24 protein-coding genes are annotated in these 26,053 nt (G+C 56.9%); 9 read left to right on the forward strand and 15 right to left on the reverse strand.

Features of this window, described 5'->3' with window-relative positions:
* The gene (locus ACJ5NV_RS07310) at positions 1–915 is read right to left on the reverse strand and encodes a peptidylprolyl isomerase (protein WP_411642987.1); all 915 of its coding nucleotides are present in this window, start codon (positions 913–915) and stop codon (positions 1–3) included.
* Between the two features lie 183 nt (positions 916–1,098).
* On the opposite strand from ACJ5NV_RS07310, the gene secA reads away from it, so the two are divergent.
* Together secA and ACJ5NV_RS07320 are read left to right on the forward strand one after the other, a co-directional pair.
* The gene (gene secA / locus ACJ5NV_RS07315) at positions 1,099–3,795 is read left to right on the forward strand and encodes a preprotein translocase subunit SecA (RefSeq protein WP_411642988.1); all 2,697 of its coding nucleotides are present in this window, start codon (positions 1,099–1,101) and stop codon (positions 3,793–3,795) included.
* An 83-nt stretch (positions 3,796–3,878) separates the two neighbouring features.
* On the forward strand, positions 3,879–4,871 hold the full coding sequence (locus ACJ5NV_RS07320; protein ID WP_411642989.1) for a hypothetical protein: 993 nt from the start codon (positions 3,879–3,881) through the stop codon (positions 4,869–4,871).
* Positions 4,872–4,906: 35 nt separating this feature from the next.
* On the opposite strand, the gene radC is transcribed toward ACJ5NV_RS07320, so the two are convergent.
* The 4 genes from radC to ACJ5NV_RS07340 all read right to left on the reverse strand — a co-directional run bounded on the left by radC (position 4,907) and on the right by ACJ5NV_RS07340 (position 9,883).
* Positions 4,907–5,659 (reverse strand): RadC family protein, encoded by a 753-nt coding sequence (gene radC / locus ACJ5NV_RS07325; RefSeq protein ID WP_411642990.1) that lies wholly within the window; start codon positions 5,657–5,659, stop codon positions 4,907–4,909.
* 41 nt (positions 5,660–5,700) lie between these two features.
* Positions 5,701–6,843 carry a molecular chaperone DnaJ gene (gene dnaJ / locus ACJ5NV_RS07330; protein ID WP_411642991.1) on the reverse strand — a complete coding sequence of 381 codons (1,143 nt, stop codon included), beginning with the start codon at positions 6,841–6,843 and terminating at the stop codon, positions 5,701–5,703.
* A 75-nt stretch (positions 6,844–6,918) separates the two neighbouring features.
* Positions 6,919–8,823 (reverse strand): molecular chaperone DnaK, encoded by a 1,905-nt coding sequence (dnaK, locus tag ACJ5NV_RS07335; protein ID WP_411642992.1) that lies wholly within the window; start codon positions 8,821–8,823, stop codon positions 6,919–6,921.
* Between the two features lie 238 nt (positions 8,824–9,061).
* The gene (locus ACJ5NV_RS07340; protein ID WP_411642993.1) at positions 9,062–9,883 is read right to left on the reverse strand and encodes an ABC transporter permease; all 822 of its coding nucleotides are present in this window, start codon (positions 9,881–9,883) and stop codon (positions 9,062–9,064) included.
* Positions 9,884–10,009: 126 nt separating this feature from the next.
* Between ACJ5NV_RS07340 and cysQ the strand changes: the two genes are divergently transcribed.
* From cysQ to ACJ5NV_RS07375, 7 genes are all read left to right on the forward strand, one after another.
* Positions 10,010–10,807 carry a 3'(2'),5'-bisphosphate nucleotidase CysQ gene (gene cysQ / locus ACJ5NV_RS07345; protein ID WP_411642994.1) on the forward strand — a complete coding sequence of 266 codons (798 nt, stop codon included), beginning with the start codon at positions 10,010–10,012 and terminating at the stop codon, positions 10,805–10,807.
* Entirely contained in the window at positions 10,807–11,607 is an 801-nt protein-coding gene (locus ACJ5NV_RS07350) for a 3-deoxy-manno-octulosonate cytidylyltransferase family protein (RefSeq protein ID WP_411642995.1), read from the forward strand. Before cysQ ends, ACJ5NV_RS07350 begins: the two co-directional genes overlap by 1 nt.
* A gap of 165 nt (positions 11,608–11,772) precedes the next feature.
* Positions 11,773–12,666 carry a UTP--glucose-1-phosphate uridylyltransferase gene (locus ACJ5NV_RS07355; protein ID WP_411642996.1) on the forward strand — a complete coding sequence of 298 codons (894 nt, stop codon included), beginning with the start codon at positions 11,773–11,775 and terminating at the stop codon, positions 12,664–12,666.
* A 61-nt stretch (positions 12,667–12,727) separates the two neighbouring features.
* Complete coding sequence (locus ACJ5NV_RS07360; protein ID WP_411642997.1) at positions 12,728–13,699, forward strand: glycosyltransferase family 2 protein; 972 nt, start codon at positions 12,728–12,730, stop codon at positions 13,697–13,699.
* Between the two features lie 44 nt (positions 13,700–13,743).
* The gene (locus ACJ5NV_RS07365; RefSeq protein ID WP_411642998.1) at positions 13,744–14,754 is read left to right on the forward strand and encodes a glycosyltransferase family 2 protein; all 1,011 of its coding nucleotides are present in this window, start codon (positions 13,744–13,746) and stop codon (positions 14,752–14,754) included.
* Positions 14,751–16,454, forward strand: coding sequence for a DUF5927 domain-containing protein (locus ACJ5NV_RS07370; protein ID WP_411643000.1), 1,704 nt, complete (start codon positions 14,751–14,753; stop codon positions 16,452–16,454). The genes ACJ5NV_RS07365 and ACJ5NV_RS07370 overlap by 4 nt, the downstream gene beginning before the upstream one ends.
* Positions 16,451–17,872: a sulfotransferase family 2 domain-containing protein gene (locus ACJ5NV_RS07375; RefSeq protein ID WP_411643002.1), complete on the forward strand. Its 1,422-nt coding sequence runs from the start codon at positions 16,451–16,453 to the stop codon at positions 17,870–17,872. Before ACJ5NV_RS07370 ends, ACJ5NV_RS07375 begins: the two co-directional genes overlap by 4 nt.
* Here ACJ5NV_RS07375 and ACJ5NV_RS07380 read toward each other — a convergent pair.
* The 10 genes from ACJ5NV_RS07380 to ACJ5NV_RS07425 all read right to left on the reverse strand — a co-directional run bounded on the left by ACJ5NV_RS07380 (position 17,869) and on the right by ACJ5NV_RS07425 (position 25,980).
* Complete coding sequence (locus ACJ5NV_RS07380) at positions 17,869–18,333, reverse strand: PTS sugar transporter subunit IIA (protein ID WP_411643004.1); 465 nt, start codon at positions 18,331–18,333, stop codon at positions 17,869–17,871. The genes ACJ5NV_RS07375 and ACJ5NV_RS07380 overlap by 4 nt on opposite strands.
* A gap of 30 nt (positions 18,334–18,363) precedes the next feature.
* Positions 18,364–18,939: a ribosome hibernation-promoting factor, HPF/YfiA family gene (hpf, locus tag ACJ5NV_RS07385; protein WP_411643131.1), complete on the reverse strand. Its 576-nt coding sequence runs from the start codon at positions 18,937–18,939 to the stop codon at positions 18,364–18,366.
* Positions 18,940–19,195: 256 nt separating this feature from the next.
* Entirely contained in the window at positions 19,196–19,957 is a 762-nt protein-coding gene (lptB, locus tag ACJ5NV_RS07390; protein ID WP_411643005.1) for an LPS export ABC transporter ATP-binding protein, read from the reverse strand.
* The gene (locus ACJ5NV_RS07395) at positions 19,957–20,442 is read right to left on the reverse strand and encodes an LptA/OstA family protein (protein WP_411643007.1); all 486 of its coding nucleotides are present in this window, start codon (positions 20,440–20,442) and stop codon (positions 19,957–19,959) included. Before ACJ5NV_RS07395 ends, lptB begins: the two co-directional genes overlap by 1 nt.
* Before the next feature lie 21 nt (positions 20,443–20,463).
* Positions 20,464–21,069, reverse strand: a complete 606-nt coding sequence (locus ACJ5NV_RS07400) for a hypothetical protein (protein ID WP_411643008.1) — start codon at positions 21,067–21,069, stop codon at positions 20,464–20,466.
* Positions 21,070–21,072: 3 nt separating this feature from the next.
* Positions 21,073–22,038 (reverse strand): KpsF/GutQ family sugar-phosphate isomerase, encoded by a 966-nt coding sequence (locus ACJ5NV_RS07405; protein WP_411643009.1) that lies wholly within the window; start codon positions 22,036–22,038, stop codon positions 21,073–21,075.
* On the reverse strand, positions 22,038–22,649 hold the full coding sequence (locus ACJ5NV_RS07410; protein ID WP_411643010.1) for a ribonuclease D: 612 nt from the start codon (positions 22,647–22,649) through the stop codon (positions 22,038–22,040). Before ACJ5NV_RS07410 ends, ACJ5NV_RS07405 begins: the two co-directional genes overlap by 1 nt.
* 56 nt (positions 22,650–22,705) lie before the next feature.
* Positions 22,706–24,712, reverse strand: a complete 2,007-nt coding sequence (locus tag ACJ5NV_RS07415; protein WP_411643012.1) for a putative bifunctional diguanylate cyclase/phosphodiesterase — start codon at positions 24,710–24,712, stop codon at positions 22,706–22,708.
* A 186-nt stretch (positions 24,713–24,898) separates the two neighbouring features.
* Positions 24,899–25,393, reverse strand: a complete 495-nt coding sequence (locus ACJ5NV_RS07420; RefSeq protein ID WP_411643013.1) for a GNAT family N-acetyltransferase — start codon at positions 25,391–25,393, stop codon at positions 24,899–24,901.
* Complete coding sequence (locus ACJ5NV_RS07425) at positions 25,390–25,980, reverse strand: HD domain-containing protein (RefSeq protein WP_411643014.1); 591 nt, start codon at positions 25,978–25,980, stop codon at positions 25,390–25,392. Before ACJ5NV_RS07425 ends, ACJ5NV_RS07420 begins: the two co-directional genes overlap by 4 nt.
* Between the last annotated feature and the right edge of the window lie 73 nt (positions 25,981–26,053).

A 26,053-nucleotide genomic window follows, 5' to 3' on the forward strand; every position in this document is an offset into this window, starting at 1 on the left:
TCACTGCTGCAGCAGGTCGAGGTTATCGAGCAGATCAGGATTGATCTCACCCGCCTCGGATTTCACGACCGCAGTGTTTGCCGCCAGTTCATCCAGCTTTGCGGTAACGGCAGCTTCTTGCAGTTCATTCATCAACTGGCCACGGACCTCGTCCAGCGTCGGCTGCGACTGGGCACGCTTTTCGTTCAATGTGGCCACATGCCAGCCGAACTGGGTTTCGAACGGGTCGGAAACGGCGCCAACCTCTAGTGCTGTAATGGCATTTTCGAATTCCGGCACCATCGCGCCGGTGCTGAACCAGCCAAGATTGCCACCATTCGGACCAGTTGGACCGGTGGACACATCGCGGGCCACATCGGCGAATTCCGCGCCTTCATCAATGCGGGCCTTGGCGGCAACGGCCTCTTCCTCGGTTTCGACCAACAGATGGGATGCGTTGAATTCTGGCAGTTCCTCGACCTCGGCAAAGCGGGCATCATAGGCGGCCTGAATATCGTCTTCGGACACACTATTTTCGACAACGCCTGTGATCATTTCATTGGCCATCAGCGTGCGGCGTTCGTTGCGCAGCGCATATTCTACGACCGCAGGCTCACCTTCCAGCGCATCGGCAAGAAGTTGCTGTTGAATCAATTGATCAACCAGCCCTTCAAACAGCACACTGTTGGGAAATTGTGCATATTGCTGCGGCAGGCGGGTCTTTGCGATAATCAGCTCACCCAGGGTGATCTCTGTCTCACCAACAGTGACGATAACCGTGCTTGCATCTGCGTCCACATAGGATGGGGTTTCAGGTTCCTGCGCCGGTGCGGCATCCGTGGCTTCAACCTCAGCTTCGGCGTCTTGGGCCCATGCGCTTGCGGCCAGTCCCAGCGACAGCGCGGTTGCACCCAAAAATGTAACATGTTTCAGCATAAAACGATCCCTTGATTGACTGCGCCGGTGCGCAGCGTTGACACTCCATTTCCGGCCCCTTACATCCCATGAATGCCTCGAGGGGGCAGGCCTCGGCCCTTTCTATGTGGCCTGATACGTGGCCACAAGCGACCTCCTCTCAAATAGATGTCAGACAGGCGCCGACGCGCCGCCGGAGAGAACATGCTGGGTATCGGAATGATTGCCAAAAAGGTGTTTGGCACACCGAACGACCGCAAAATCAAAGCCGTTCGACCGCTGGTTGCCAAAATCAACGCTCTGGAACCGGAATTTGAAAAGCTGTCCGATGACGGCATCAAGCAAAAGACACAAGAGCTGCGCGACCGCGCGATCAAGGGTGAAAGCCTCGATGATCTGCTGCCCGAAGCCTTTGCCAATTGCCGCGAAGGCGCACGCCGCGCCCTTGGTCTGCGGGCGTTTGATACACAGCTGATGGGTGGGATATTCCTGCATCAGGGCAATATTTCGGAAATGAAAACCGGCGAAGGCAAGACGCTTGTCGCGACCTTCCCATCCTATCTGAACGCGCTAAGCGGCAAGGGCGTGCATATCGTTACGGTGAACGACTACCTCGCCCGTCGCGATGCCGAATGGATGAGCAATGTTTACACTGCCCTTGGCATGACCACCGGCGTCGTTGTGCCACAGCAGCCCGACGAAGAAAAACGTCAAGCCTATGCCTGCGACGTGACCTATGCCACCAACAATGAACTGGGTTTCGATTATCTGCGCGACAATATGAAGTCCGAGTTGGACCAAATGTACCAGCGCCCCCACAATTTCGCCGTGGTGGATGAGGTGGACAGCATTCTGGTCGACGAGGCGCGGACACCGCTGATCATTTCCGGCCCGGCGCAAGACCGCAGCGAAATGTATGCGGCCATCGACAAGGTGATCCCCGAAATCCTCGACGATCATTTCACCCTTGATGAAAAGACCCGGCAGGTGACTTTCACCGACGAAGGCAATGATTTTCTGGAAGAACGACTTTCTGTTCTGGGCCAACTGCCAGAGGGGCAGACGCTATACGATCCCGAAAGCGCAACATTGGTACACCATGTGAACCAAGCGCTGCGCGCGCATAAGCTGTTTTCAAAGGACAAGGATTACATTGTCCGCGATGACGAAGTCGTGCTGATTGATGAATTCACTGGCCGGATGATGGTCGGTCGCCGTCTGTCGGACGGGCTGCATCAGGCGATCGAGGCCAAGGAAGGTGTGTCGATCAAGCCAGAGAACGTGACGCTCGCCTCTGTTACGTTCCAGAACTATTTCCGGCTTTACAACAAGCTGTCCGGCATGACCGGCACGGCCGCGACCGAGGCTGACGAATTCCGCGAAATCTATGGTCTTGGCGTTGTGGAAGTCCCCACCAACCGGCCCATCGCCCGTATCGACGAACATGATCAGGTTTATCGCACCGCGCGCGAAAAATTCGAAGGCATCGTTCAGGAAATCAAGGAAGCGCACGCCAAGGGTCAGCCGATTCTTGTGGGGACGACATCCATCGAAAAATCTGAATTCCTAGCCCAGCTTTTGGAAAAGGAAGGCGTAAAATTCAACGTTTTGAACGCACGCCAGCACGAAAAAGAGGCGCAGATCATTGCTGACGCGGGCAAGCTGAACGCGGTGACCATCGCTACCAACATGGCGGGCCGCGGTACTGACATCAAACTTGGCGGTAATGTTGAATTTGCAGTGCTCGAAGCCATCGCCGCAAGCCCCGATGGCAACCACGAAGCCATCCGCGCCGAGATCGAAGCAGAACATGCCGCGTCCGAGCAGGCGGTCAAGGATGCGGGCGGTCTGTTCGTTCTGGCAACCGAACGGCACGAAAGCCGCCGGATCGACAACCAGCTGCGGGGCCGTTCCGGCCGTCAGGGTGACCCGGGCCGGTCGGCTTTTTTCCTGTCTCTCGAAGACGATTTGATGCGCATCTTTGGGTCCGAACGGCTGGACAAAGTGCTTTCAGGCCTCGGCATGAAAGAAGGTGAGGCGATTGTGCACCCTTGGGTGAACAAATCGCTCGAACGCGCGCAGGCTAAGGTTGAAGGCCGTAACTTTGATATCCGTAAGCAGCTGTTGAAATACGACGATGTGATGAACGATCAGCGCAAGGTGATCTTTTCACAACGGCGCGAAATCATGGAAGCCAAGGACCTGTCAGAGATCGTCAAAGACATGCGCGATCAGGTGATTGATGATCTCGTGACCCAGCACATCCCGCCGCGCAGCTATGCTGACCAGTGGGACGCCCAAGGGCTTTATGCTGATGTCATTCAGTATCTGGGCCTTGATGTGCCAGTGATTGAATGGGCGGAGGAAGAAGGCGTTGATGATGATGACATCAGCGAACGTCTGGAAGAGGCCGCCGACAAATTCATGGCCGAAAAGACAGAGGCCTTCGGCGCGCAGACCATGCGCAGCATCGAAAAACAAATTCTGCTGCAAACGATTGATGCCAAATGGCGCGAGCATCTGCTGACGCTTGAACATCTGCGTTCGGTTGTGGGGTTCCGGGGCTATGCCCAGCGTGACCCGCTGAACGAATATAAATCCGAAGGGTTTCAGCTGTTCGAACGGCTACTTGATGGATTGCGCAGCGATGTGACTCAGAAGCTGTCGCAGATCCGCCCGATGTCGCAGGAAGAACAGGAACGCCTGGTCACCCAGATGCGTCAGCAACAGGCCGCCGCAGCCCCCATCGCATCGTCCGAAGTTGCCGCTGAACCGGCGGGGGAAGCCTTGGAAGGCTTTGATGAAAACGATCCAACCACTTGGGGAAACCCGGGACGAAACGACCTGTGCCCTTGTGGATCCGGAAAGAAATTCAAGCACTGCCACGGTCGAATCGCCTGATTAGCGCCATATTCGGGTCCTGCTGAAGCCACTGTTCTGCGGCAACCTTGTCATGCAAGGTGGATAAGCAAAGGGTTATTGGCATGTCCGGCGTCAAGACAGTTGCGACCGTCGTCGGTACGTTTGCCGTCGCCCTTGGCATTGGCTTTGTCATGCAAAGCGGGCAGGGGGCAGAGCCGGAACCTGACCAACAGGCGGAACTACGGGATCGCAGCGTGGTTCATAGCGTTATGGTCGCGGGTAACGCATATGGCAATTCCGTGTTCGGTGTTCCAGACGTTGTCACCACACCGCTGAACCACAGCGGCGATATGCGGGCTATCACTGCCATCAGTGACATTTACCCGCAGAATGACACGCCGAAAATGGGCACGATTCTGTCATTGCCTTTCGATGATTGCGAAACATCGTTTCAGGCGCGTGCCACCAGTGCCGCGCTGGTCGCACTGGAAATTTCGTCACCTTGTGACAAGGAAACTAGTTTCGTCGTCAGGCATGATGCGCTTGTTTTTTCAGGTGTGACCGACAGCAACGGATACGCAGAGATGCGTGTGCCGGCCTTGTCGGATACGGCATCCTTCACGGTCAGCTTTCAGAATATCGTCGAAGGGCGGGTGACCATCGCGGTGCCTGATGCGGCACAATATGACCGCGCGATGGTGCAGTGGCTGGGTACAGATAATCTCCAGCTGCATGCGCTGGAATTCGGGGCGCAGATTGGGGAGCCCGGACACGTCTGGTCTGGTTCCATGGATCGCCCGGCAGAGGTGTTGGCAGGCACCACGGGTTTCATGGTGCAACTGGGCGTACGCACGGCGCAGCTGCCTTATCAGGCGCAAATATACACCTACCCCTTTTCGACTGATGATCAACAGGGGGCCATCGACCTGCAAATCGGTGTGCTGGCAACAGAGGCGAATTGTGGCCGTGTGATCGACGCGATGATCATCCAGACACACGCGGATCAGATAGAAAAAGAGGCGTTCGAAGCGCGGATTCCATCCTGTGATACAGTGGGTGAATTTGTAATGTTAGAGGGCATGTTTGACACGATCACGCTAGCCGCGCGCGAGTAACCGGTGGCGCAAGGCGCGCTTTAAAACATTTCGATTTAGAACAGGCCCTGCGCCCGAAAGCTCATCTCGCAGGATTTACCGATGATCAGGTGATCATGCACGGTAATGCCCAATGCTGCTGCGGCCTGATTAATCTGATCCGTCATCTGGATATCTGCATCTGACGGGGTTGGGTCGCCGGATGGGTGATTGTGGACAAGGATAATCGCCGCCGCATTCAGTTCCAATGCGCGCTTGACCACCTCGCGCGGGTAGACGGGCACATGATCCACGGTCCCGCAGGCCTGTTCTTCGTCCGCGATCAGCACGTTTTTGGTGTCTAGATAAAGAATGCGAAACTGTTCGGTGTCCCTGTGCGCCATCACAGTGTGGCAATAGTCCAGCAGCGCGTCCCAGCCGGACATCACGTGGCGCTGCATGACCTTGGCACGAGCCAACCGATGTGCGGCGGATTCGACGATTTTCAGCTCTGTCACGACCGCCTCACCAACGCCATTGACCCGCCGTAGCTGCGGGATTGAGGCAGATATGACACGGTTGAAATCACCAAAAGCATCCAACAGCGCATGCGCCAGCGGCTTTACATCCTGACGCGGGATGGCGCGGAACAAGACAAGTTCCAGCATTTCGTAGTCGGGCATTGACGCCGCACCGCCCGACATGAACCGTTCACGCAACCGCTTGCGATGGTCGCGCATATAAGACGGAACACGCCCCTTTGAGGGTGTGATCTGTTCCACATTGTCAACATCGAAGAAAAGAGAGTGGGATTCGGCAAATTGGTTCATAATCCCAACATGCCGAAAACTTAGTTACCTTGCGGTTAACGTTAGCTTTTCATCGAGTCCCAGAAACTCTTGACCGATTTGAAGAAGCTGGACCCCTGCGGGTTGTTCTCTTCGCTCAACGCATCGAATTCCTTGAGCAGCTCACGCTGACGGGATGTCAGTTTGACCGGGGTTTCGACGGCCAGCTCGATGAACATATCACCCGCGCCACCGCCGCGCAGGGCTGGCATGCCCTTGCCACGCAGGCGCATCTGACGACCGGATTGCGACCCTTCGGGGACCTTTACCCGGCTGCGGCCACCGTCGATGGTGGGCACTTCGATCTCACCGCCCAGTGCAGCAGATGTCATCGACACGGGCACCTTGCAGAACAGATTGGTGCTTTCACGTTCGAACAGGGCGTGGTCGTTGACCTCGATAAAGATATAAAGGTCACCGCTTGGTCCGCCACGCATCCCCGCCTCGCCTTCACCGGCAAGCCGGATCCGGGTGCCGGTTTCAACACCGGCAGGGATGTTGACTGACAGAGACCGTTCTTTTTCTACACGACCGGCCCCGTGGCATGTCTTGCAGGGGCTCTTGATGATCTGACCCATGCCCGAACATGTGGGGCAGGTGCGTTCAACGGTAAAGAAACCCTGCTGCGCACGCACTTTGCCCATGCCCGAACAGGTCGGACAGGTTTGCGGTTCGGAACCATCTTCGGCACCGGTCCCTTTGCAGGATCCGCAAGCGACCGCGGTGGGGACGTTGATTGTCTTTTGCAGCCCTGCATAAGCGTCTTCAAGGTTGATGCGCAGGTTGTAGCGCAAATCATTGCCCCGCTGCGCGCCACCGCGGCGTCCGCCACCGCCGCGTCCGCCCATGAAATCGCCGAACAGGTCGTCGAACACATCGGAAAATGCGCTGCCGAAATCGCCCGAACCACCGCGCGGCTGACCACCACCGCCCATGCCGTTTTCAAAGGCCGCATGGCCATAGCGGTCATAGGCCGCTTTCTTGTTGTCGTCCTTCAGAACTTCGTAGGCTTCATTGGCCTCTTTGAACTGGGATTCAGCGTTGGGATTGTCAGAGTTCCGGTCAGGATGCAGTTCCTTCGCCTTCTGGCGATAGGCTTTCTTGATGGCAGCGGCGTCAGCACCCTTTGCGACACCCAGCACATCATAATAGTCACGTTTTGCCATGATACTTTTCCCCTTGGGAATGGAAAAGACCGGCCCTCGTATCAGGCCGGTCCGTTTCCTTAACGGCGCGTCGCCTTAGTTGTCACGCTTCTCGTCGCCAAGGTCTTCGAAGTCGGCATCAAGGATGTCGTCATCGGCAGCAGAAGCTTCAGGCTCTGCTTCGCCTTCATCTTCCTGCTGTGCCTTGTAGATCGCTTCGCCCAACTTCATGGCAGATTCGGTCACGTTCTGAATGCCGGATTTGATCTTATCGGCGTTCTCGGTTTCCAGCTCGTCCTTCAGCGCGGCAATAGCCAGCTCGATCGCTTCGATCGTTGTCGGATCGACCTTGTCAGCATGCTCTTCCATCGACTTCTCGGTCGAGTGGATCAGGCTTTCAGCCTGGTTCTTGGCATCGACCAACTCGCGGCGGGCTTTGTCGGCCTCGGCATTCGCTTCGGCGTCTTTGACCATCGCTTCGATATCGTCGTCGGACAGACCGCCAGAGGCCTGAATCGTGATCTTCTGCTCTTTGCCGGTGCCTTTGTCCTTGGCGCCCACTTCAACGATGCCGTTGGCGTCGATGTCAAAGGTTACCTCGATCTGCGGCAGACCGCGTGGCGCTGGTGGGATGTCTTCCAGATTGAACTGGCCGAGCATCTTGTTGTCGGCAGCCATTTCGCGCTCACCCTGGAACACGCGCAATGTCACGGCGTTCTGGTTGTCTTCAGCGGTCGAGAAGACCTGAGACTTCTTGGTCGGGATCGTCGTGTTGCGGTCGATCAGGCGAGTGAACACGCCACCCAGCGTTTCAATCCCCAGCGACAGCGGTGTCACGTCCAGCAGAACAACGTCTTTCACGTCACCTTGCAGAACACCGGCCTGAATGGCGGCACCCATGGCGACAACCTCATCTGGGTTCACACCTTGGTGTGCTTCCTTACCAAAGAACTTGCTAACCTCTTCCTTGACGCGGGGCATCCGGGTCATACCACCAACCAGAACAACCTCATCAATGTCGCTGACTGAAAGGCCTGCGTCTTTGATGGCTTCTTTACAGGGTTTGATCGAGTTCTTGATCAAATCGCTGACAAGGCTTTCCAACTTGGCACGAGTCAGTTTCATGACCATGTGCAGCGGTTGGCCGTTGGACCCCATCGAAATAAACGGCTGGTTGATTTCGGTCGAGGACGACGAAGACAGCTCAATCTTGGCTTTTTCGGCAGCTTCTTTCAGCCGCTGCAACGCCATCTTGTCTTTGGTTAGATCGACAGAGTGCTCTTTTTTGAACTCATCAGCCAGATAGTTGACGATGCGCATGTCGAAATCTTCACCGCCTAGGAACGTATCCCCGTTGGTGGATTTCACTTCGAACAGACCGTCGTCGATTTCCAGAATGGTGACGTCGAATGTACCACCACCAAGGTCATAAACAGCGATGGTTTTGCTGTCTTTCTTGTCCAGACCATAGGCTAGCGCGGCGGCTGTCGGCTCGTTGATGATCCGCAGCACTTCCAGACCAGCGATCTTGCCAGCATCTTTGGTGGCCTGACGCTGGGCGTCGTTGAAATAGGCGGGCACGGTGATGACAGCTTGTGTCACGTCTTCGCCAAGGTAGCTTTCAGCGGTTTCTTTCATCTTACCAAGGATGAAAGCGGAAATCTGGCTAGGGGAGTATTTCTCACCCTTGCTTTCCACCCATGCGTCGCCGTTGCCGCCATTGATGATTTCAAACGGCATGTTCTTTTTTTCTTTGGCGAGGTCTTTATCATCGAACCGGCGGCCGATCAGACGCTTCACAGCAAAGATTGTGTTTTCAGGGTTGGTGACCGCCTGACGTTTGGCAGGCTGACCGACGAGACGCTCGTCATCAGTGAAAGCAACGATAGATGGCGTTGTGCGCGCACCTTCGGCGTTTTCAATCACGCGCGGTTTAGAGCCATCCATGATGGCGATACAAGAGTTGGTCGTTCCTAGGTCGATACCAATAACTTTGGCCATGTTTTCAAATCCCTCTACTTCAGGCGGTTTGAGCGGCGCGAACCCGTTTCGGCACTCGCGCCAGTTACGTGAGTCAGATCAGCGCTTTGGCACTCATCTTGATCTTGGCGTATATAGGGATCGGAAATGACGCCTGCAACCGCCGCTACGTCGGGAAAACCTGCAAATCAGCGTATTTTTTCGGGACATTTGTTAACGCACGCACAGGATCAGGCCGCCCTATACACCCATACGACGATCACCGCGCTGCATTCCAACTGGTTGAGGCATTCCGGCGGGTATAGAATTCGCCCATCAGCCCGATCATCAGCAATGTCAGCGCGACGTAGATCGGGTAGGGAATGTTGCTGAAATGCGGGTTGTAATGCAAAAAAATGAACCCGCGTGCCTGATCAATGATGTGAAACAGTGGGTTCCAGTCAAACATGGCCAGCATATGGGCAGGCAGCGAATTCGCCAGAAACATCTTGCCTGACGCGATCATGTTTGCCCGGATATAAATTGTCTGAATCACCGATACCAGGGTGGGTGCCCATGGCTTGATCGCCAGCAGAACCATCCCCACAGCGCATCCCGAAAACCACGACAGCAGCACCATCCCCATGGCCGCAACCGGCTGGTCGATCGTGATCGGGACAAAAGCGATATGGTAGACTGTCAAGATCAGGACGAGTGATAGCACCTGAATATACAGCGTTGATAAGGCGCTCGCTGAAATGGCAATGGCGGTGTTCATTGGCGCATGCTGCATCATGGCAGAGGTCGGCCCTTCTGACCCCATGACCGCGCTGACCGATTTGATATGCGTCATATAAACGAAAATACCTGACATGATGTACAGCAGGAAATCCCCGCGCACCGCCGCACTGCGCATGCCCAGCATCTGAAACAGCAGCACAAAAGCCAGAATGAAAATCACCATTTGCATCATGTTCATCAGCAGTCCGATCACCGCACTGCGGTGTGACTGCCGAAGTTGCCGCACAGTCGCGTGATACATCAGTTCAAGGATGAAGAACGCGCTGCGTGATTTGGAGGATTTGACCTGTGTCTGAAACATATGAACTCTCATGCGGGGGCGGTAGCTGACCCATCATCCCATCAATAGCTTGCTGATCGCTTGACGTCACCTCATAAGGATGCGACCGCTTTTTCGCCATGCAATCCAGCCTATATGAGGTGCCCGATGGACTATGAAAAACTGACCTCTGTCATGCGTGAACTCGCGCTTCAGGCGGGGGATGCGATCATGGAAATCTATGCCTCTGATGATTTTGATGTGCGCAGTAAAAGCGATGACAGCCCGGTGACTGCAGCGGATGAAGCGGCTGACGCAATCATCGCCGCCGGTCTGCGCGCCGCCTTCCCTGACACACCGCTGGTGACAGAGGAACAGGCCGCATCGCACAGCCAACAGGTCAGCACGTTCCTGATCGTTGATCCACTGGATGGCACCAAGGAATTCGTACACCGGCGCGGCGATTTTACCGTCAATATCGCTTATGTGGAAAATGGCGTTCCGCAACGTGGCATCGTTTATGCCCCTGCCAAAGATAGGCTGTTCTATACCGCTGCCGATGGGCAAAGTGTCGAAGAAACGGCCCCCTTCGCCAAAGAACAGCCCGGCGCGCTGACTCCGATCCGGGTCGCAAAGCCTGATATGGATAGGCTGATGGTTGTCGCGTCGAAATCCCACCGGGATCAGGCAACAGACGATTACATCAACAAATATAGCGTTCAGGACATGAAAAGCGCAGGTTCCTCGCTGAAATTTTGCCTTGTCGCAACGGGCGAGGCTGACCTTTACCCCCGGCTGGGCCGGACGATGGAATGGGACACGGCGGCGGGCCATGCAGTGCTGACTGGCGCAGGGGGTGATGTGCTGCGTTTCGATGATCATATGCCGCTGCGCTATGGCAAACCCGGCTTTGAAAACCCGTTCTTCATCGCCACTGCCCCCAACATCACGCTGGAAAAACCCTGATGCCGGTGCTGATCGTCATCCCTGCGCGCTATGCGTCGTCGCGTTATCCGGGCAAGCCGCTGGTCACATTGCGTGGCAGCACCGGTGAGGCGAAAAGCCTGATCCGCCGTTCTTGGGATGCGGCAATGGCCGTCGATGGCGTGGACAGGGTTGTTGTCGCCACCGATGATGACCGGATTCGCGACGCGGCCGATGCCTTCGGGGCAGAGGTTGTGATGACCGCGACCACCTGCCGCAACGGGACAGAGCGCTGCGCAGAGGCATTAGACAATCTGGGTGGTCACTATGACATCATCGTCAATCTGCAGGGGGATGCGCCGCTGACACCGCATTGGTTCATCGCGGATCTGATCACGGGGCTACAGGCGCACCCGCAATCTGCCGTCGCAACCCCGGTGCTGCGCACCGATGGGCGCGCGCTGAACGGGCTGCTGCAAGACCGGCGTGAAGGCCGGGTCGGAGGTACGACGGCCGTTTTCGGGGCCGATCACAACGCGCTATATTTTTCCAAAGAAGTGATCCCCTTCACCGGAAAAACCTATAGCGACCATGATGAAACGCCGGTTTTCCACCATGTCGGCGTCTATGCGTATCGCCCGGACGCGCTGCGCGCCTATCCGACATGGACGCCCGGCGCGCTTGAAAACCTCGAAGGGCTGGAACAGCTGCGTTTCCTTGAACGCGGAACGCCTATGCTGTGTGTTGAAGTAGACGCCAATGGGCGGCAATTCTGGGAACTTAACAACCCTGAGGACGTTTCACGTATAGAAACCATGCTGCAGGATATGGGGCACCCATAACGCGTTTGCATGCTAATTGGGCAGATGCATGCCAATGATCAGCATTTGCAGTTTGGTTTTTGTGCAGGGATCGGAATTGCGATGCGGCGGTTTTGGTCTCAGATTTGACATGATAGATGTGGATAGACCGCAGCAAAGCACATCGCCGTCCGGAAAGGCTCCAACATGAAAAGAAAAGTCACCAAAGCGATCTTCCCCGTGGCAGGGCAGGGCACAAGGTTTCTGCCCGCGACAAAATCCGTTCCAAAGGAAATCATGACGCTGGTCGACCGACCGCTTATCCAATACGCGATTGACGAAGCGCGCGCCGCCGGGATTGAGGATTTCATTTTTGTCACCTCACGCGGCAAATCAGCGTTGGAAGACTATTTCGACCACGCCCCGGATTTGGAATCCTCGCTCAGCGATGCTGGCAAAAACGAACTGCTAGATGTGTTGAAAAGCACGAATATGGAAAGCGGAGCGATTGCCTATATCCGCCAGCACAAACCACTTGGGCTGGGGCATGCGGTGTCTTGCGCGCGCAAGCTGATCGGGGATGAACCCTTTGCCGTGATCCTGCCGGATGACGTGATCGCGGCAGAAACACCCTGCCTGCAACAGATGGTCGAAGCCTACGAGGAAACCGGCGGATCAATGGTCGCCGCGATGGAGGTGTCACCAGAACAAACCTCCTCTTACGGCATTCTGAACGTTACCAAGGAAAACGGTCCGGTGTCGTCCATTCAGGGGATGGTCGAAAAACCAGCCGCCGGGACAGCGCCTTCAAACCTCGCCGTGATCGGGCGCTATATCCTTGCGCCGACCGTGCTGGAAAACGTCAGCAAGATCGACCGTGGCGCGGGTGGTGAATTCCAGCTGACCGATGCCATCGCGCATGAAATCACCGTCGGGCGCGATGTGTTCGGGTTCAAGTTCAACGGGCAGCGTTTCGACTGCGGCTCCAAGGCTGGCTTCCTGCAGGCCACCGTGGCCTTTGCACTGGAACGGCCCGAACTGCGTGACGAGCTGCGTGATTTCCTCGCCGGGATGCACGACCAACAATACGCCGCGCAGTAGGGCATCTTAAACGGTGTCCCACCAGCGCGGGCGATTAGCCGATCTTTGGCTGAGCTACCGGATGCGTTGGAAGCGCCGCCGTTTTCTGCTGCGGATCTGGCGCAATCGGCGGCAAATTACCTCGGTGATCAACAGGACCGGCGATATCGGCCCGTCCGATATCATTCTGTTCGCGACCATGCGAAACGAAATGGTGCGGCTGCCGCATTTCCTTGATCATTACCGTGCGCTGGGCGCCAAACATTTCCTTATCGTCGACAACGGCAGCGACGACGGCACCGCTGCGTATCTTCGCGATCAGCCTGATATTTCGCTTTGGACGACAGATCATAGCTACAAACTGGCGCGGTTCGGCATGGACTGGCTGGGCTGGCTGCAATGGCAACACGGTGCCGGGCACTGGTGTCTGACGGTTGACGCAGATGAGCTGTTGACCTTTCCCCATGATGAAACGCGCGATTTACAGGAACTGACCACATGGCTCGACCAGCGGGACATCCCCGCCTTTGGCGCGATCATGCTAGAAATGTACCCCAAAGGGCCGCTTGGGCAGGACAGCGAGGCTGACCCGATCAAAGCCTTGCCGTGGTTCGATGCGCACAACTACCGGCACCGGACCCATCCAGTCTATCAGAACCGATGGATACAGGGCGGTGTGCGGGAACGGGTGTTCTTTGCGGATGACCCCGATAAATCCCCTACTTTGTCCAAGACGCCGCTGGTGAAATGGCACTGGCGCCATGTCTATGTTAGCTCCACCCACCAAATGTTGCCGCTGCGGCTGAACCATGTGTTCGATCATCCTGACCGACCAACGGGCGCGCTGCTGCATACAAAGTTTCTACCGGTGATCCGCGCCAAATCCGCCGAAGAAATCGGGCGACGACAACACTTTGAAAATAGCGATCTTTATATAAACTATCATCAACAACTGGCAGAAGGGCCGGACCTCTGGTCACCCGACTCTACCCGCTATGAAGGATGGGAACAGCTTGTCAGTCTGGGGCTGATGTCAAAGGGGGATTGGGTCTGATATGGTTCACGGGTTAATCGGTTAGGCGAACATCAGGAAAACGCTTGGGTATTTGGACATCATATCGGCTGCGGTTACAGCGCAAGCGCTGGAAATTACGCGCGCGCCGAAAAGGGCGGGACCTGACAGCGGTGCAGGATCGCACCGCGCAAATCCTGCCGGATGATATCCTGCTGTTCTGCACCTTCCGAAACGAAGATGTGCGGCTGCCGTATTTCCTGGACTACTATCGGGAATTAGGGGTGAACCACTTTCTGCTGATCGACAATGACAGCAGTGATGGCGGGCAGCAGGTCGCGGCCGATCAGCCTGATGTCTCTCTCTGGACCACAAAGGCGGGCTATGGCGATGCCCGCTATGGGCTGGACTGGCTGACGTGGTTACAAGGCAAATATGCGCACGGGCATTGGGCGCTGACGGTCGATGTGGATGAATTCTTTGTCTATCCGTTCTGCGATACACGCCCGCTGCGGGCGCTGGGCGATTGGCTCGATGCGTCAGAGGTGCGGTCGTTTGGCGCGATGCTGCTAGACCTTTATCCCAAAGGCGCGGTCAGCAAGGCTGTCTATACCCGTGGCCAAGACCCGCTGACCGTCAGCAACTGGTTCGACGCGGGCAACTACACGATGAAGCGCAACCCGCTGCTGCGCAATCTGTGGATTCAGGGCGGTCCGCGCGCACGCACATTCTTTGCAGACAAACCGAAACGCAGTCCGGCATTGAACAAGGTGCCCTTCGTGAAATGGCAGCGGCCTTATACCTATGTCAGTTCCACCCATATGATCCTGCCGCGCGGGCTAAACCTTGTCTATGATCAGCATGGCGGCGAAAAGACCTCTGGCATACTGCTGCACACGAAATTCCTGAACACCTTCGGCGGGCGCGCCGCAGAAGAGGCCGCGCGCGCCGAACATTACCGCAAAGGCGAAGAATACAAATCCTACGCCGACCGCTACGGCGCTGACCCGGATCTGTGGTGCAAGTGGAGCGAGCAATACATCAACTGGCGCCAGCTCGAAATGCTGGGCCTGATGTCCAAGGGGAATTGGGCATGACGCTGGGTGTGGTCATGCTGGTGCATTCCAATTTCGACCGGGCCGAACAAATGGTCCGGCACTGGGTTGCGGGCGGCTGTCCCGTCACCGTGCATGTGGACAAAAAGGCTGACGCAGGCGACTGCGCGCGGCTTATCGCGGCGCTTGGCGATCAGGAGAATGTCAGCTTTAGCGAACGGTTTCGCTGTGAATGGGGCACATGGGGGCTTGTCGCGGCAACACAAGCGGCCACCGCGCAATTACTGGCGCAGCATCCCGATCTGCGCCACGTTTATTTAGCCTCGGGCGCCTGCCTGCCCCTGCGCCCCATCGCAGAGCTGCGGGCCTATCTGGACACGCACCCCGATACCGATTTCATCGAAAGCGCGACGACTGCGGACGTGCCTTGGACGGTTGGCGGGCTGGACCGGGAACGGTTCACATTGCGTTTTCCCTTTTCATGGAAAAAGCACCGCAAACTGTTTGATCGCTATGTGAAGGTACAGCAGCTCTTAGGATTCAAACGGCGCATTCCCAACGGGATAAAGCCGCACATGGGGTCGCAATGGTGGTGCCTGACAAAGACCACCCTGACCGGCATCCTGAACGATCCGCGCCGGGCAGAGTTCGATCACTACTTTCGCAAGGTCTGGATCCCCGATGAAAGCTATTACCAGACGCTTGCACGGCTGCACGCCCGCAAGATCGAAAGCCGATCCCTGACCCTGTCCAAATTCGACTATCAGGGCAAACCACATATCTTCTACGACGACCATCAAGAGCTTTTGCTGCGCTCTGACGCCTTTGTCGCGCGCAAAATCTGGCCGCAAGCGGATGGGCTTTTCAACGCCTTCCCGCGCAAAGCGGACTCGATCTCCGCCAAGGCTGAACCGAACACCAGCACCATCGACCGCGTCTTCACTAAAGCGGTAGAGCGGCGCAAGCGCGGGCGGCCAGGTCTTTACATGCAAAGCCGTTTCCCGGTGATGGAGCGCGAAAACGGGTTCACCGCAGCCCGCTATACTATGCTGCAAGGCTTCGACGATATCTTCCCAGATTTCGGTGACTGGCTGGGCAAGCGGACCGGCGCGACGGTGCACGGGCATCTCTATGCCAAAGACAGGGCGCATTTCGCCGGGGAAGAGACGATCTTTCGCGGCGGGCTCAGCGATAGCGCGCGGTTACGCGACTATAATGGTGCGATGTTCCTCACCAACCTGATCTGGAACGGACGCGATAGCCATCAATGCTTCCAATTCGGCCCCGCCGACACGCAACAGATTCGCTGGATGCTGGCCAAGGATACGCGGGCGAGCGTCTGGGTCGTCTCCGGCGCGTGGTCCATCCCGCTGTTTCTGTCCCGTCGCCCGGTGGCAAAGGCCCGTGCCCAAGCCGCCCGAATGCAGCAGATCGAACACAAGTTGATCAAGGTCCTGCGATCCCCCTATGCCCGTGCGCGCATCCGGATCCTGACCCTTGCGGATTTTGTCGAGGCTCCGATGGATACACTGCAGGCGATCATCGACGAAATGGCAGGCCACCGCGCGCCCACCCTGACAGAGGTGCCGAAAATGGCAGACCTCACCGGGTTTGCGGCCTTCCTGCAAGAGTTGAAAAATCAGGGTATGCACCCCTTCCTGACCGGTGACTTCGCCACCGACACCGGGCGACGACCGGAACGACCAAAACCACCGAAACCCTATATCATTGGGCAAAAATGAGCAGATTTGACTATTTCATCGTGCTGGCAGAAATGCGCACCGGCTCCAATTTCCTTGAGGCGAATATCAACACGCTCGACGGGGTCACCTGCCACGGAGAGGCGTTTAACCCTGCGTTCATCGGCTATCCCAAAAGCGAAACGCTGTTGGGGCTGACATTGCAGGACCGAACCGACGACCCGCAGCGGCTGATTGCGGCGATCCGCGATGATAACGGGCTTGCCGGCTTTCGGTTTTTCAACGACCACGACCCGCGCATCCTGAACGCCTGCCTGACCGATCCGCGCTGCGCCAAGATCATCCTGACCCGCAATCCCGTCGATAGTTTTGTCAGCTGGAAGATCGCCCAGACCACTGGGCAATGGAAGCTGACCAACGCCACCCACTCCAAATCCAACCAGATTACCTTTGAGGCAGAGGCATTCGAAACCCACCTCGAAACGATCCAGGCGTTCCAACTGCGGGTGCTGAACACCCTGCAAAAAACCGGTCAAACCGCATTCTATATTGGCTATGACGACCTGCACGATCTTGATGTGCTGAACGGGCTGGCGATGTTTCTGGGGGTTGACGCGCGGCTGTCCAATCTGAACAAAAAGCTGAAAAAACAAAACCCTGAACCGTTGGCAGACAGGGTGTTGAATTTCGACGAAATGCAAACTGCGCTGGCGCGGCTCGATCGGTTTGATTTGTCGCGCACGCCCAATTTCGAACCACGGCGTGGGCCTGCAATCCCGACCTATCTTGCGGCGGCGCAGGCCCCGCTGCTTTACATGCCGCTACGCTCCGGACCGGACGCGGCGGTCATGGAATGGCTGGGCGCGTTGGACGGGGTGACCCCGGATGGGCTGCAACAGAATTTCTCGCAGAAGACCCTGCGACAATGGCAGCAGGATCACCCGCACCATCGCAGCTTTGCCGTGCTGCGGCACCCGCTCGCCCGGGCACATGCGGCGTTTTGCGACTGTATTCTTTTTGAAGGCCCCGGCAGTTTCCCCCGGATCAGGGCGGCGCTGCGCAAGGTGCACAAGCTGCCGATCCCCGCTAGATCACCCGGCGATGATTACAGCGAAGCAGACCACAAGGCCGCGTTTTTGGGTTTTTTGAAATTTCTGCGTAACAATCTGTCCGGCCAGACGAATATCCGCGTGGACCCGCGTTGGGCCAGCCAGCTGACCCTGCTACAGGGGATGACGCAATTTGCCCTGCCGGACATGATCCTGCGCGAAGACTACCTGACCCGTGATCTGTCACTTTTGGCGCAACAAATCGGGCGCAACGATACAGTAAAGCTACCGGACCCGTCACATCCGCAGGAACATAGGCTGGCCAGCATCTATGACGACGCGCTCGAAACTGCGGCCAAGCAAGCTTATCAGCGTGACTATATTGCGTTTGGATTTGGGGACTGGGCTTAAGCCGCCTGCGACGACTGCATCTCTGTCAGGATTGTATGCAGCGTCGCAGGATCGCTATTTGCGCGCAGCTTAGCACAGATAGAGCCATTGCGCAGCGTGCGGGACACCAGCGCCAAAGCCTTCAGGTGATCAACGCCTGCATTTTGCGGGGCGATCAGCGCAAAGACCAGATCAACCGGCATGCGGTCAACAGCGTCGAATTGCAGGGGCTTTTCTAGACGCAGAAACAGGCCATAGACACGTGTCGCCTGTGACAGGCGGGCGTGCGGCAAAGCAATGCCCTGGCCCACGCCGGTTGGTCCCAGACCTTCGCGTTCGATGAGGGCATCGATAACGGTGCTGGCGGGCAAGTCATAGCTTGCCTCTGCCAGTTCGCCCAGATCATGAAACAGGCGCTTCTTGCTGGTGCAAGACGAAATCGTCTTGACCGCATCAGCCTTCAGGATGGTTCCAAGTTCCATTGATCTCTTCTTTCACCAACTTGATGTGGCTCAACCCGCCGTGCGTGGGTCAATCCAACCGATATTTCCGTCGTCCCTGCGATAGACGACATTTATTCCACTATGTTTTTCGTTCCGGAAAACAAGCACCGGGGCGCTCGCGATTTCCATTTGCATCACCGCGTCACCAACCGAGAGAGAAGGAATCTTTGTCTCCATCTCGGCCACGATCATGGCGTTCATGTTATCTGTCTCGGCCTCATCCGATTCATCCGTTGACCGCAGGATATAGGACCCGGCATCCGAAAGTTCAACTGGCTGTGAACGCCCGGCGTGGTGATCCTTCAACCGTCGCTTGTAACGGCGCAACTGTTTGTCCATTTTCTCGGCGCTGCTTTCAAAAGAGGCATAAATTTCATTTGCCTTACCGGTTGCCTGCGCAGTCAGCCCGGTAGACAGGTGCACGACAGCCTCGCAGACGAATTCATGTCCGGATTTGGAAAAAACGACATATGCCTCGGTCGGGCGGCCCGCATATTTGTTCAGAATCGCATCAAGCTCTGTCTGCACATGGGTTTGCAAGGCTTCACCGATGTCGATCTGTTTCCCACTGATTTGGTATCGCATCATTTCTCCTGTCTAAAAAACTGACGCAACGCTCACCTCCCGATCAGCGGGCGACGAGACTTTGCATCTTGTGAGTGGAAACGAACAACAGACCGGTTTCGTTCAATTTTTTCCCGCGTGCAGACGACAGGGCCGGCAAGATGATCAGGAAAGAATTCGGGTCTGTCATTCCATACATTTGGCGGCAAAACACAGGCACTTGTCAATGTTCCTGTGGTGAAAGACCCCGATAAGAATTCTAAGATTTTGAATTGCTTTAGTTTACGCGGAAATTATTGCCCAGATAAACGCGGCGGACGTTCTCATCCTTGATCACCTCTTCAGTGGTGCCACTCATCAATACTTTGCCATCATGCAGGATATAGGCGCGATCTACGATTTGCAGCGTTTCCTGCACGTTGTGATCGGTGATCAGCACACCGATTCCCCGGTTTTTCAGATCAGCCACCAGATGCCGGATTTCGCCAACGGCAATCGGATCCACCCCGGCAAAGGGTTCATCCAGCAGCACATATTTCGGGCCTGCCGCCAGACAGCGCGCGATTTCGACACGGCGGCGTTCCCCGCCTGATAGCGCCATCGCTGATGCGCGGCGCAGATGCTCAATTGAGAATTCCGACAGCAGTTCTTCCAGCCGTTCCCGGCGGCGATGGCGGTTGGTCTCTGCGATTTCGAGAATCGCCATGATGTTGTCTTCGACATTCATGCCACGAAAGATAGACATTTCCTGCGGCAGATAGCCGATTCCCATCTGCGCACGGCGATACATCGGCAGGGTCGTCACTTCGCGCCCGTCGATGATCACCTTGCCACCTTCCGGCGTAACCAGACCAGCAATTGAATAAAAACAGGTCGTCTTGCCCGATCCGTTCGGCCCAAGCAGGGCCACAACCTCGCCCCGACCCAGATCAATCGTCACGTCCCGGATCACCGGGCGCTTGCGATAGCTTTTGCGCAGATTGACAATATGCAGACCAACATCGCCGTCCTGCAAAGTCAGGTTAGGGGCACCCGCCATCAGTTACGCCCCTGCTGCAACACGGTGCGCACGCGGCCTTCCATCTGGGCGGTGCCGTCATCGACGTTGACGATCATGCGCTCGGCGGACACCGCACTGGGGCCCTGTGTCAAAAGGACTTCGCCAGACAAGGTCAACAGGCCGGTGGCGATATCATAATCTGCGCTCTGGGCTTCTGCGGCCTCGCTCGCGGTGGCAAAAGTGACCCCCTCTGTCGCGACCAGCCGCGCGATTTCGCTCGTGGCTTCGGCATAGACGATCTCAACCCGGCCAGCCGAAAGACGCATATCGCCCTGCCCGATGATGACATTGCCAATAAAAACCGCAGTGCCAGTTTCCTGATCCACGGACAGGCTTTCCGAAGTGACCTCGATCGCGGAGCTGCGGTCGACAGTCATGCCGCCCAGATTGATATTGGTCTGCGCAAGCACCGCCGTCGTCGTTGCAAACCAAAGGGTTATCAAAAGCACAATTTGTCTGGGCACGAGTAAAATCCTTTTGCGGCGTTACCGCTCTTCTTGTGGCCTGTATACCAAACGGACGCCATCGGTGAATAGTATCTGCTGCCCCAAATTATCCCCGGTCACGTGAAAAGTGACCTGTCCGGCAGTCAACTCGCCAAACGGGGCATGGATTTCCAGCAACCCGTCGGAGGTGACAATCCCCGTCTTAAGCTCTGCAATCAGCCCGTTGGTTTCCATCTCGTAGCCAGCTGAACTGATCAGCCGGGCCAGCCCCAGAAATCGGGCAACCTGCGCATTCCCGTCAACCTCACCTTCGGTGCCGGTCACTTCGACAAAGCTGCCATCCGGATTTTCCATGCGCATCCGCAAGTCGTCGATGGCCACCGTATCGGCGCGCGCGGTGTCAGGCCGGGCCTCGCGCGCAGTGATAGCGACAATAGCGCCGTCATCGGTGACACCGGAAAATCGCGGTGCGGACAGGCGTTGTTCGCGGGCGATTTCCTCGACCTCTGACATGGCGATATCGGTGGGTTCATTCTGCCCGCGCGAAAACAGAAACAGGGTCGATAACAGGGCCAGCGCCGACAGGGGCAACAGGATTTTGGCCCAGCCGACCAGTTGCGAATGAAGATTGTCCGCGCCCGACATCGTTCAGACCACCCCTGCGCGCAGGCAGTCATGTAAATGCAAAATACCCTGCACCTGCCCCGGCAGAGCGGGATCAACGGCAAACAATGTCGTGATCTTGCCCGCCATTACGCTGACCGCCTGTTCCGCCAGCGCATCCGGCGCAATCGTTCTGGGGTGCGGGGTCATCACCTCTTGCGCACACATACCCAGCAACCCATCCATATGACGACGCAAATCACCGTCAGTCACAATCCCCGCCAAGGCGCCTTCACTATCGAGCACGCCCGCCACGCCAAATCCCTTTTGACTGATCGTCAGGATCACATCGCTCATGGGCGAATCGCCCCGGACCAGCGGGACCGCATCACCGACATGCATCAGGTCCGCCACCCGTGACAGGCGCGCACCCAGCTTGCCGCCCGGATGAAAGTCGCGGAAATTTTCGGGGGTGAAGTCACGATGCTCCATCAGGGCGATCGCCAACGCATCGCCCAAGGCCAGCGTCATTGTCGTCGAACTTGTCGGCACAACCCCGGTCCCGCAAGCCTCGCCTAATTGGGGCAGGATGATGCGCACATCCGCCTGTTGCAGCAGCGTGCTCTTTTCGCGGCTGGCCACGCCGATCATCGGGATTTGAAACCGGCGGGTATAGGCCACCAGATCGGCCAGTTCCGGCGTCTCGCCCGAATTGGACAGAACCAGCACCACGTCGCCGCGCGTCATCATGCCCAGATCGCCATGGCTTGCCTCGGCCGGATGCACGAAATGGGCAGGGGTGCCGGTGCTGGCAAAGGTCGCGGCAATCTTGCGGGCGATATGGCCTGATTTGCCCATCCCGGAGACGATCACCCGACCTTTGGCGTTCAAAAGCAAAGTCACCGCATCGGCGAACCCATCGCCCAGCCCGGCGGCGAGCGCCTGCAATGCGTCAGCTTCCTGCGTGATCACGCGGCGGCCGGCTGCCAAGAATTTTGCGGTGTCCGGCATTAGTGCGAAAAGATGTCGATGTCAGGCCAACCAGCCACATCCAGCTGAGCCCTTGTTGGCAGAAAATCGAAACAGGCCTGCGCAAGCTCTGTCCGGCCTTCGCGGTCCAACAACACATCGAACGCTGCGCGTAGCTGATGCAGATATAACACGTCAGAGGCCGCGTAATCCAATTGCGCCGCGCTCAGATCGGGCGCGCCCCAGTCGCTTTGTTGCTGTTGTTTCGAGATATCAACGCCCACCATGTCTTGCAGCAAGGTCTTCAGTCCGTGCCGGTCGGTAAAGGTGCGAACCAGTTTGGAGGCGATTTTAGTGCAATAAACGGGCGCAGTGACCGCGCCGAACGTGTGATAAAGGGCCGCAATATCGAAGCGACCGAAATGAAATAGCTTTAACACCTCAGGATTTTCCAGCATCGCGCAAAGGTTCGGCGCTGCCGTTTGCCCCATATTTACCTGCACCAGATGGCAATCGCCGTCGCCGCCGGACATCTGGATCAGGCACAGCCTGTCGCGATGTGGGTTAAGGCCCATGGTTTCGCAGTCAATCGCGACAACGGGACCCAGATCAAGCCCGTCCGGCAGATCGTTCTGGTAAAGATGATTTGCCATGTGCTGACCTTTTTCGCGTTTGAACACCGTTGAGATACGGATTGCGGAGGCATTGCTCAAGCCCGATTGGGTAATTGCACGATATTGGGTTCAGACGGCAGCCACCCTTGCCCGTTTTCGCTAAGCCATGCGGTAAACTCATCTGCGGGCATCGGGCGTGCGAATCTATAACCCTGCCCCAGCAGGCAGCCCCGCATATTCAGGTGCGCAGCAATCGCTTCATCCTCGACCCCTTCGGCGATCACATGCAGATCAAGCTCTGTCGCCAAAGCAAGGAGTGCGCGCAGAATACTGTCGGCACGGGGATCAGGCAGCGGCGCAACAAGCGACCGATCCAGTTTGATCCCGGCCACCGGCAGTTGGGTCAGCCGGGACAATGAAGCATAGCCGGTGCCGAAATCGTCCAGTTCCAGCGCGATACCGCATTCGGCAAGACTGTCGATATTCAGAAATGCCATATCGTCTGATCCGTTGATCAGTGTGGTCTCAAGCACCTCAATCACCACCTGATCTGAAGTAAGGCCGGTCCTCTGCATGTGCAGCAGAACACGTTCGATCAGGTACGGATCAGAAAGCGTATCCGGTGCGGCGTTCAGCGAAATCCGGGGGTACCAAAGCTTTTCGGCCTGCCAACCTTGGGCATGTTGCATCGCTTGACGCCAGATTGCGTGATCAAGTTCGACAGTCAGCCCCGCACGTTCTGCGGCTGGCAGAAAGGCCACCGGGTTCAGTAACCCCATTGTGGGATGCTGCCAGCGGGCCAGCACCTCAACCCCGTGCACGGTGCCATCCGTAAGGCGAATCTGCGGCTGAAACCAGGGTTCAATCTCACCATTTTGAATGGCCGCTGACAGATCACCCTGAATGCGTTGCATATGTTCGATGTCAGACCGCAGATCGGGGGTATAAGGATGCGCTGCGTGCCCGCCTGCCTTTTTTGCGGATTGCAGCGCCAGCCCTGCATTGGCAAGCATGGTCAGCGGATCGCGATCTTCTGCCGTGATCTCCAGATAGCCAATGCTCGATGTGATCGGGATACGCCGGCCCATCACCTCAAAAGGTTCGGAAAAAGAGGCAAGGATACGTTTTGCCACGTCAGCCGGGGGCTCTTCGGTCATTAACAGAAAGTCGTCGCAGCCAACCCGCCCGACAATGTTTTCATCGTCGATGCAATTTCGTAAAAGGGTGGCGACTTGGGTCAACAGCTCATCCCCGATTGCATATCCGGCCGTGTCGTTGACACCGTTGAAATCATCCAGCCCGACAAGCAACACACCGTGCCCGACCTGACATTTTCGCATCATCGCTTTCTTCATATAATGCGTCAGAGAATTGCGGTTGGGCAGCCCTGTCAGCGGATCGTGGCTGGCCAACTGTTCCAACTGCTTATTTGCCTGCTGAAGCTGTGCCCGAGATCGCTGAAGGCTTGTTGCTTGCTTGCGCAGCTTGTCGATCATGGCCCGCGCCCCGATCTGGCGGGGCAGCAACACGCCAAGTGTTTCAAGCAATATGACCGCACCGATAAGTGTCAGCAATGTACGTTGCATGCGGCGCAAGCGTTCGGTTTCACTGTTCGCATTGGCGGCAGTCCGTGCCGCGCTGTCCGCCAGCGCAGTGCGGAGCCCCTGATTCTCAAAAATATCGTGCAGGTTGGTCGCAATATTTCGCCGCTCAACTGGCGTGGCTATCGCCAATCCCCGCGCCTGTTGGACATACTCCGCTGACATGCGCGAGATCTGCGCGCGCATATTTGTCACCTGCTGCGCCTCAGCAAATTGCAGGATCAAATCGTCCAGCCTGTCCGAATCGATCTGCGCACCAGCGGCCAGTTGTTCGGCCAAAGCCAGAATTTCATGTCCCGTGACGATCTGCGCTGTGATGTTCTGTATCGCGTCGGTTGCGCGGGCATTGACCGTCGCGATTTTCCCGCCGGTGTCACTGACAGTGATCAGCAACATAAGAACAGCACCCAGCGCCAGCCCGAAATGCGGCCATAGTCGCGATGACTGGCCGGCATTTCCACGCGACAACAAGTGTCGCGAGATTGTCTGTAAGGCCCGCATCTTTATAGCTAATCCCGTGTGTTTCACCCGCTCACTGTCTAGGAATTAGATTAACGCAATATTGAATGCGCCCGCATCGGGCGAAGATAGTTCGGGGCGGTGCATTCTTAACAGATGGCAAATGTGGGGGCCGGTGCGGTCCGACGCTTTTCCGACGCCAATCCGATGCGGTGGCGACGGGACATATCAGGGCAGATCGAAGCGTTTGCAGACCCTATCAACCAGCGTTCCGTCCGGCAGCGGAACACCCTTGAACCGGACATAATCGACAAAGCCAAGCCCGCTGTAATAGCGCAGCCCAGGCACGTTGTCGGCGCGGATCGTCGCATCAATCGTCGCGACCTCCGCCGCTTGCGCCTTTTGGTGCGTCGCTGCGAACAAGCGCTGACCAACCCCTTTGCCCGCCGCCTGATCCGCGACAAAACTTGCGATAACGCCCCAGTTCTTTGGCAATCTGCCCTCATCCTCTCCGGGCCATGCGAGAGATTGAAACCCAATGACGCGGCCTGCGTCTTCCGCCACAATACAGCTGATGAAGTTGGATTGAGCCAAGTAGTGTTTACGCATCCGCTCAGGGTCAAAGGGGCGCTGATGGGCGGTGGTGCCGCCTTTGGCAATAATCGCATTCAACAGCGCGCACATGTCAGCAGTATCGCGGTTTTCGGCATCGCGAATAATCATAGCGTCCCCATAAGATCATGATATTTTTTGGTAAAATCATTACGTACCATCACCGGCGGGCGCAGCCGGATAGATAATTCTCGTGTCAATTCCGGGTCTTGTTTGCCAAAGAACTTGTCGGCCTCTTCCACAGTGAAACCTGCGATCTGCACCGCCTCCAGCCAGGCCGACAAACGGTCGGCGCGCTTGATCTGGCGTTTGATCGTCACAGGGATTTGCGCGGGTAAGCCAAAGCGCAGGTGGATCGCAGCGGTCAGCCGGTCATCCAGCGCGCCGTAGCCCGGACCGACGGCGGCCTTGACCGGGCTGATCATGTCCCCGATCACATATTCCGGGGCGTCATGCAGCAGCGCGGCCAATTGCCATTTCACCGGTGCCTTGGGCTGCTGGCGCGCGAAAATCTCGGTTACCAGCAAGGAATGCTCGGCGACGGAATAGGCAAAATCACCCTTTGTCTGCCCGTTCCAGCGGGCGACGAAGGCGAGGCCGTGGGCGATATCCTCAATCTCAATATCCACAGGGGTCGGATCAAGCAGGTCCAGCCTGCGCCCGGACAGCATCCGCTGCCATGCTCTTGGTTGCTTCATCCCTGCCCCATATTCACGGTTTGTTTGCCCCTCAATAATACGCAGCTTTGGATTGTGGCAACCCGGTCACGAT

The organism is Loktanella agnita (assembly GCF_046640325.1).
Taxonomy (GTDB): Bacteria; Pseudomonadota; Alphaproteobacteria; order Rhodobacterales; family Rhodobacteraceae; genus Yoonia; species Yoonia agnita.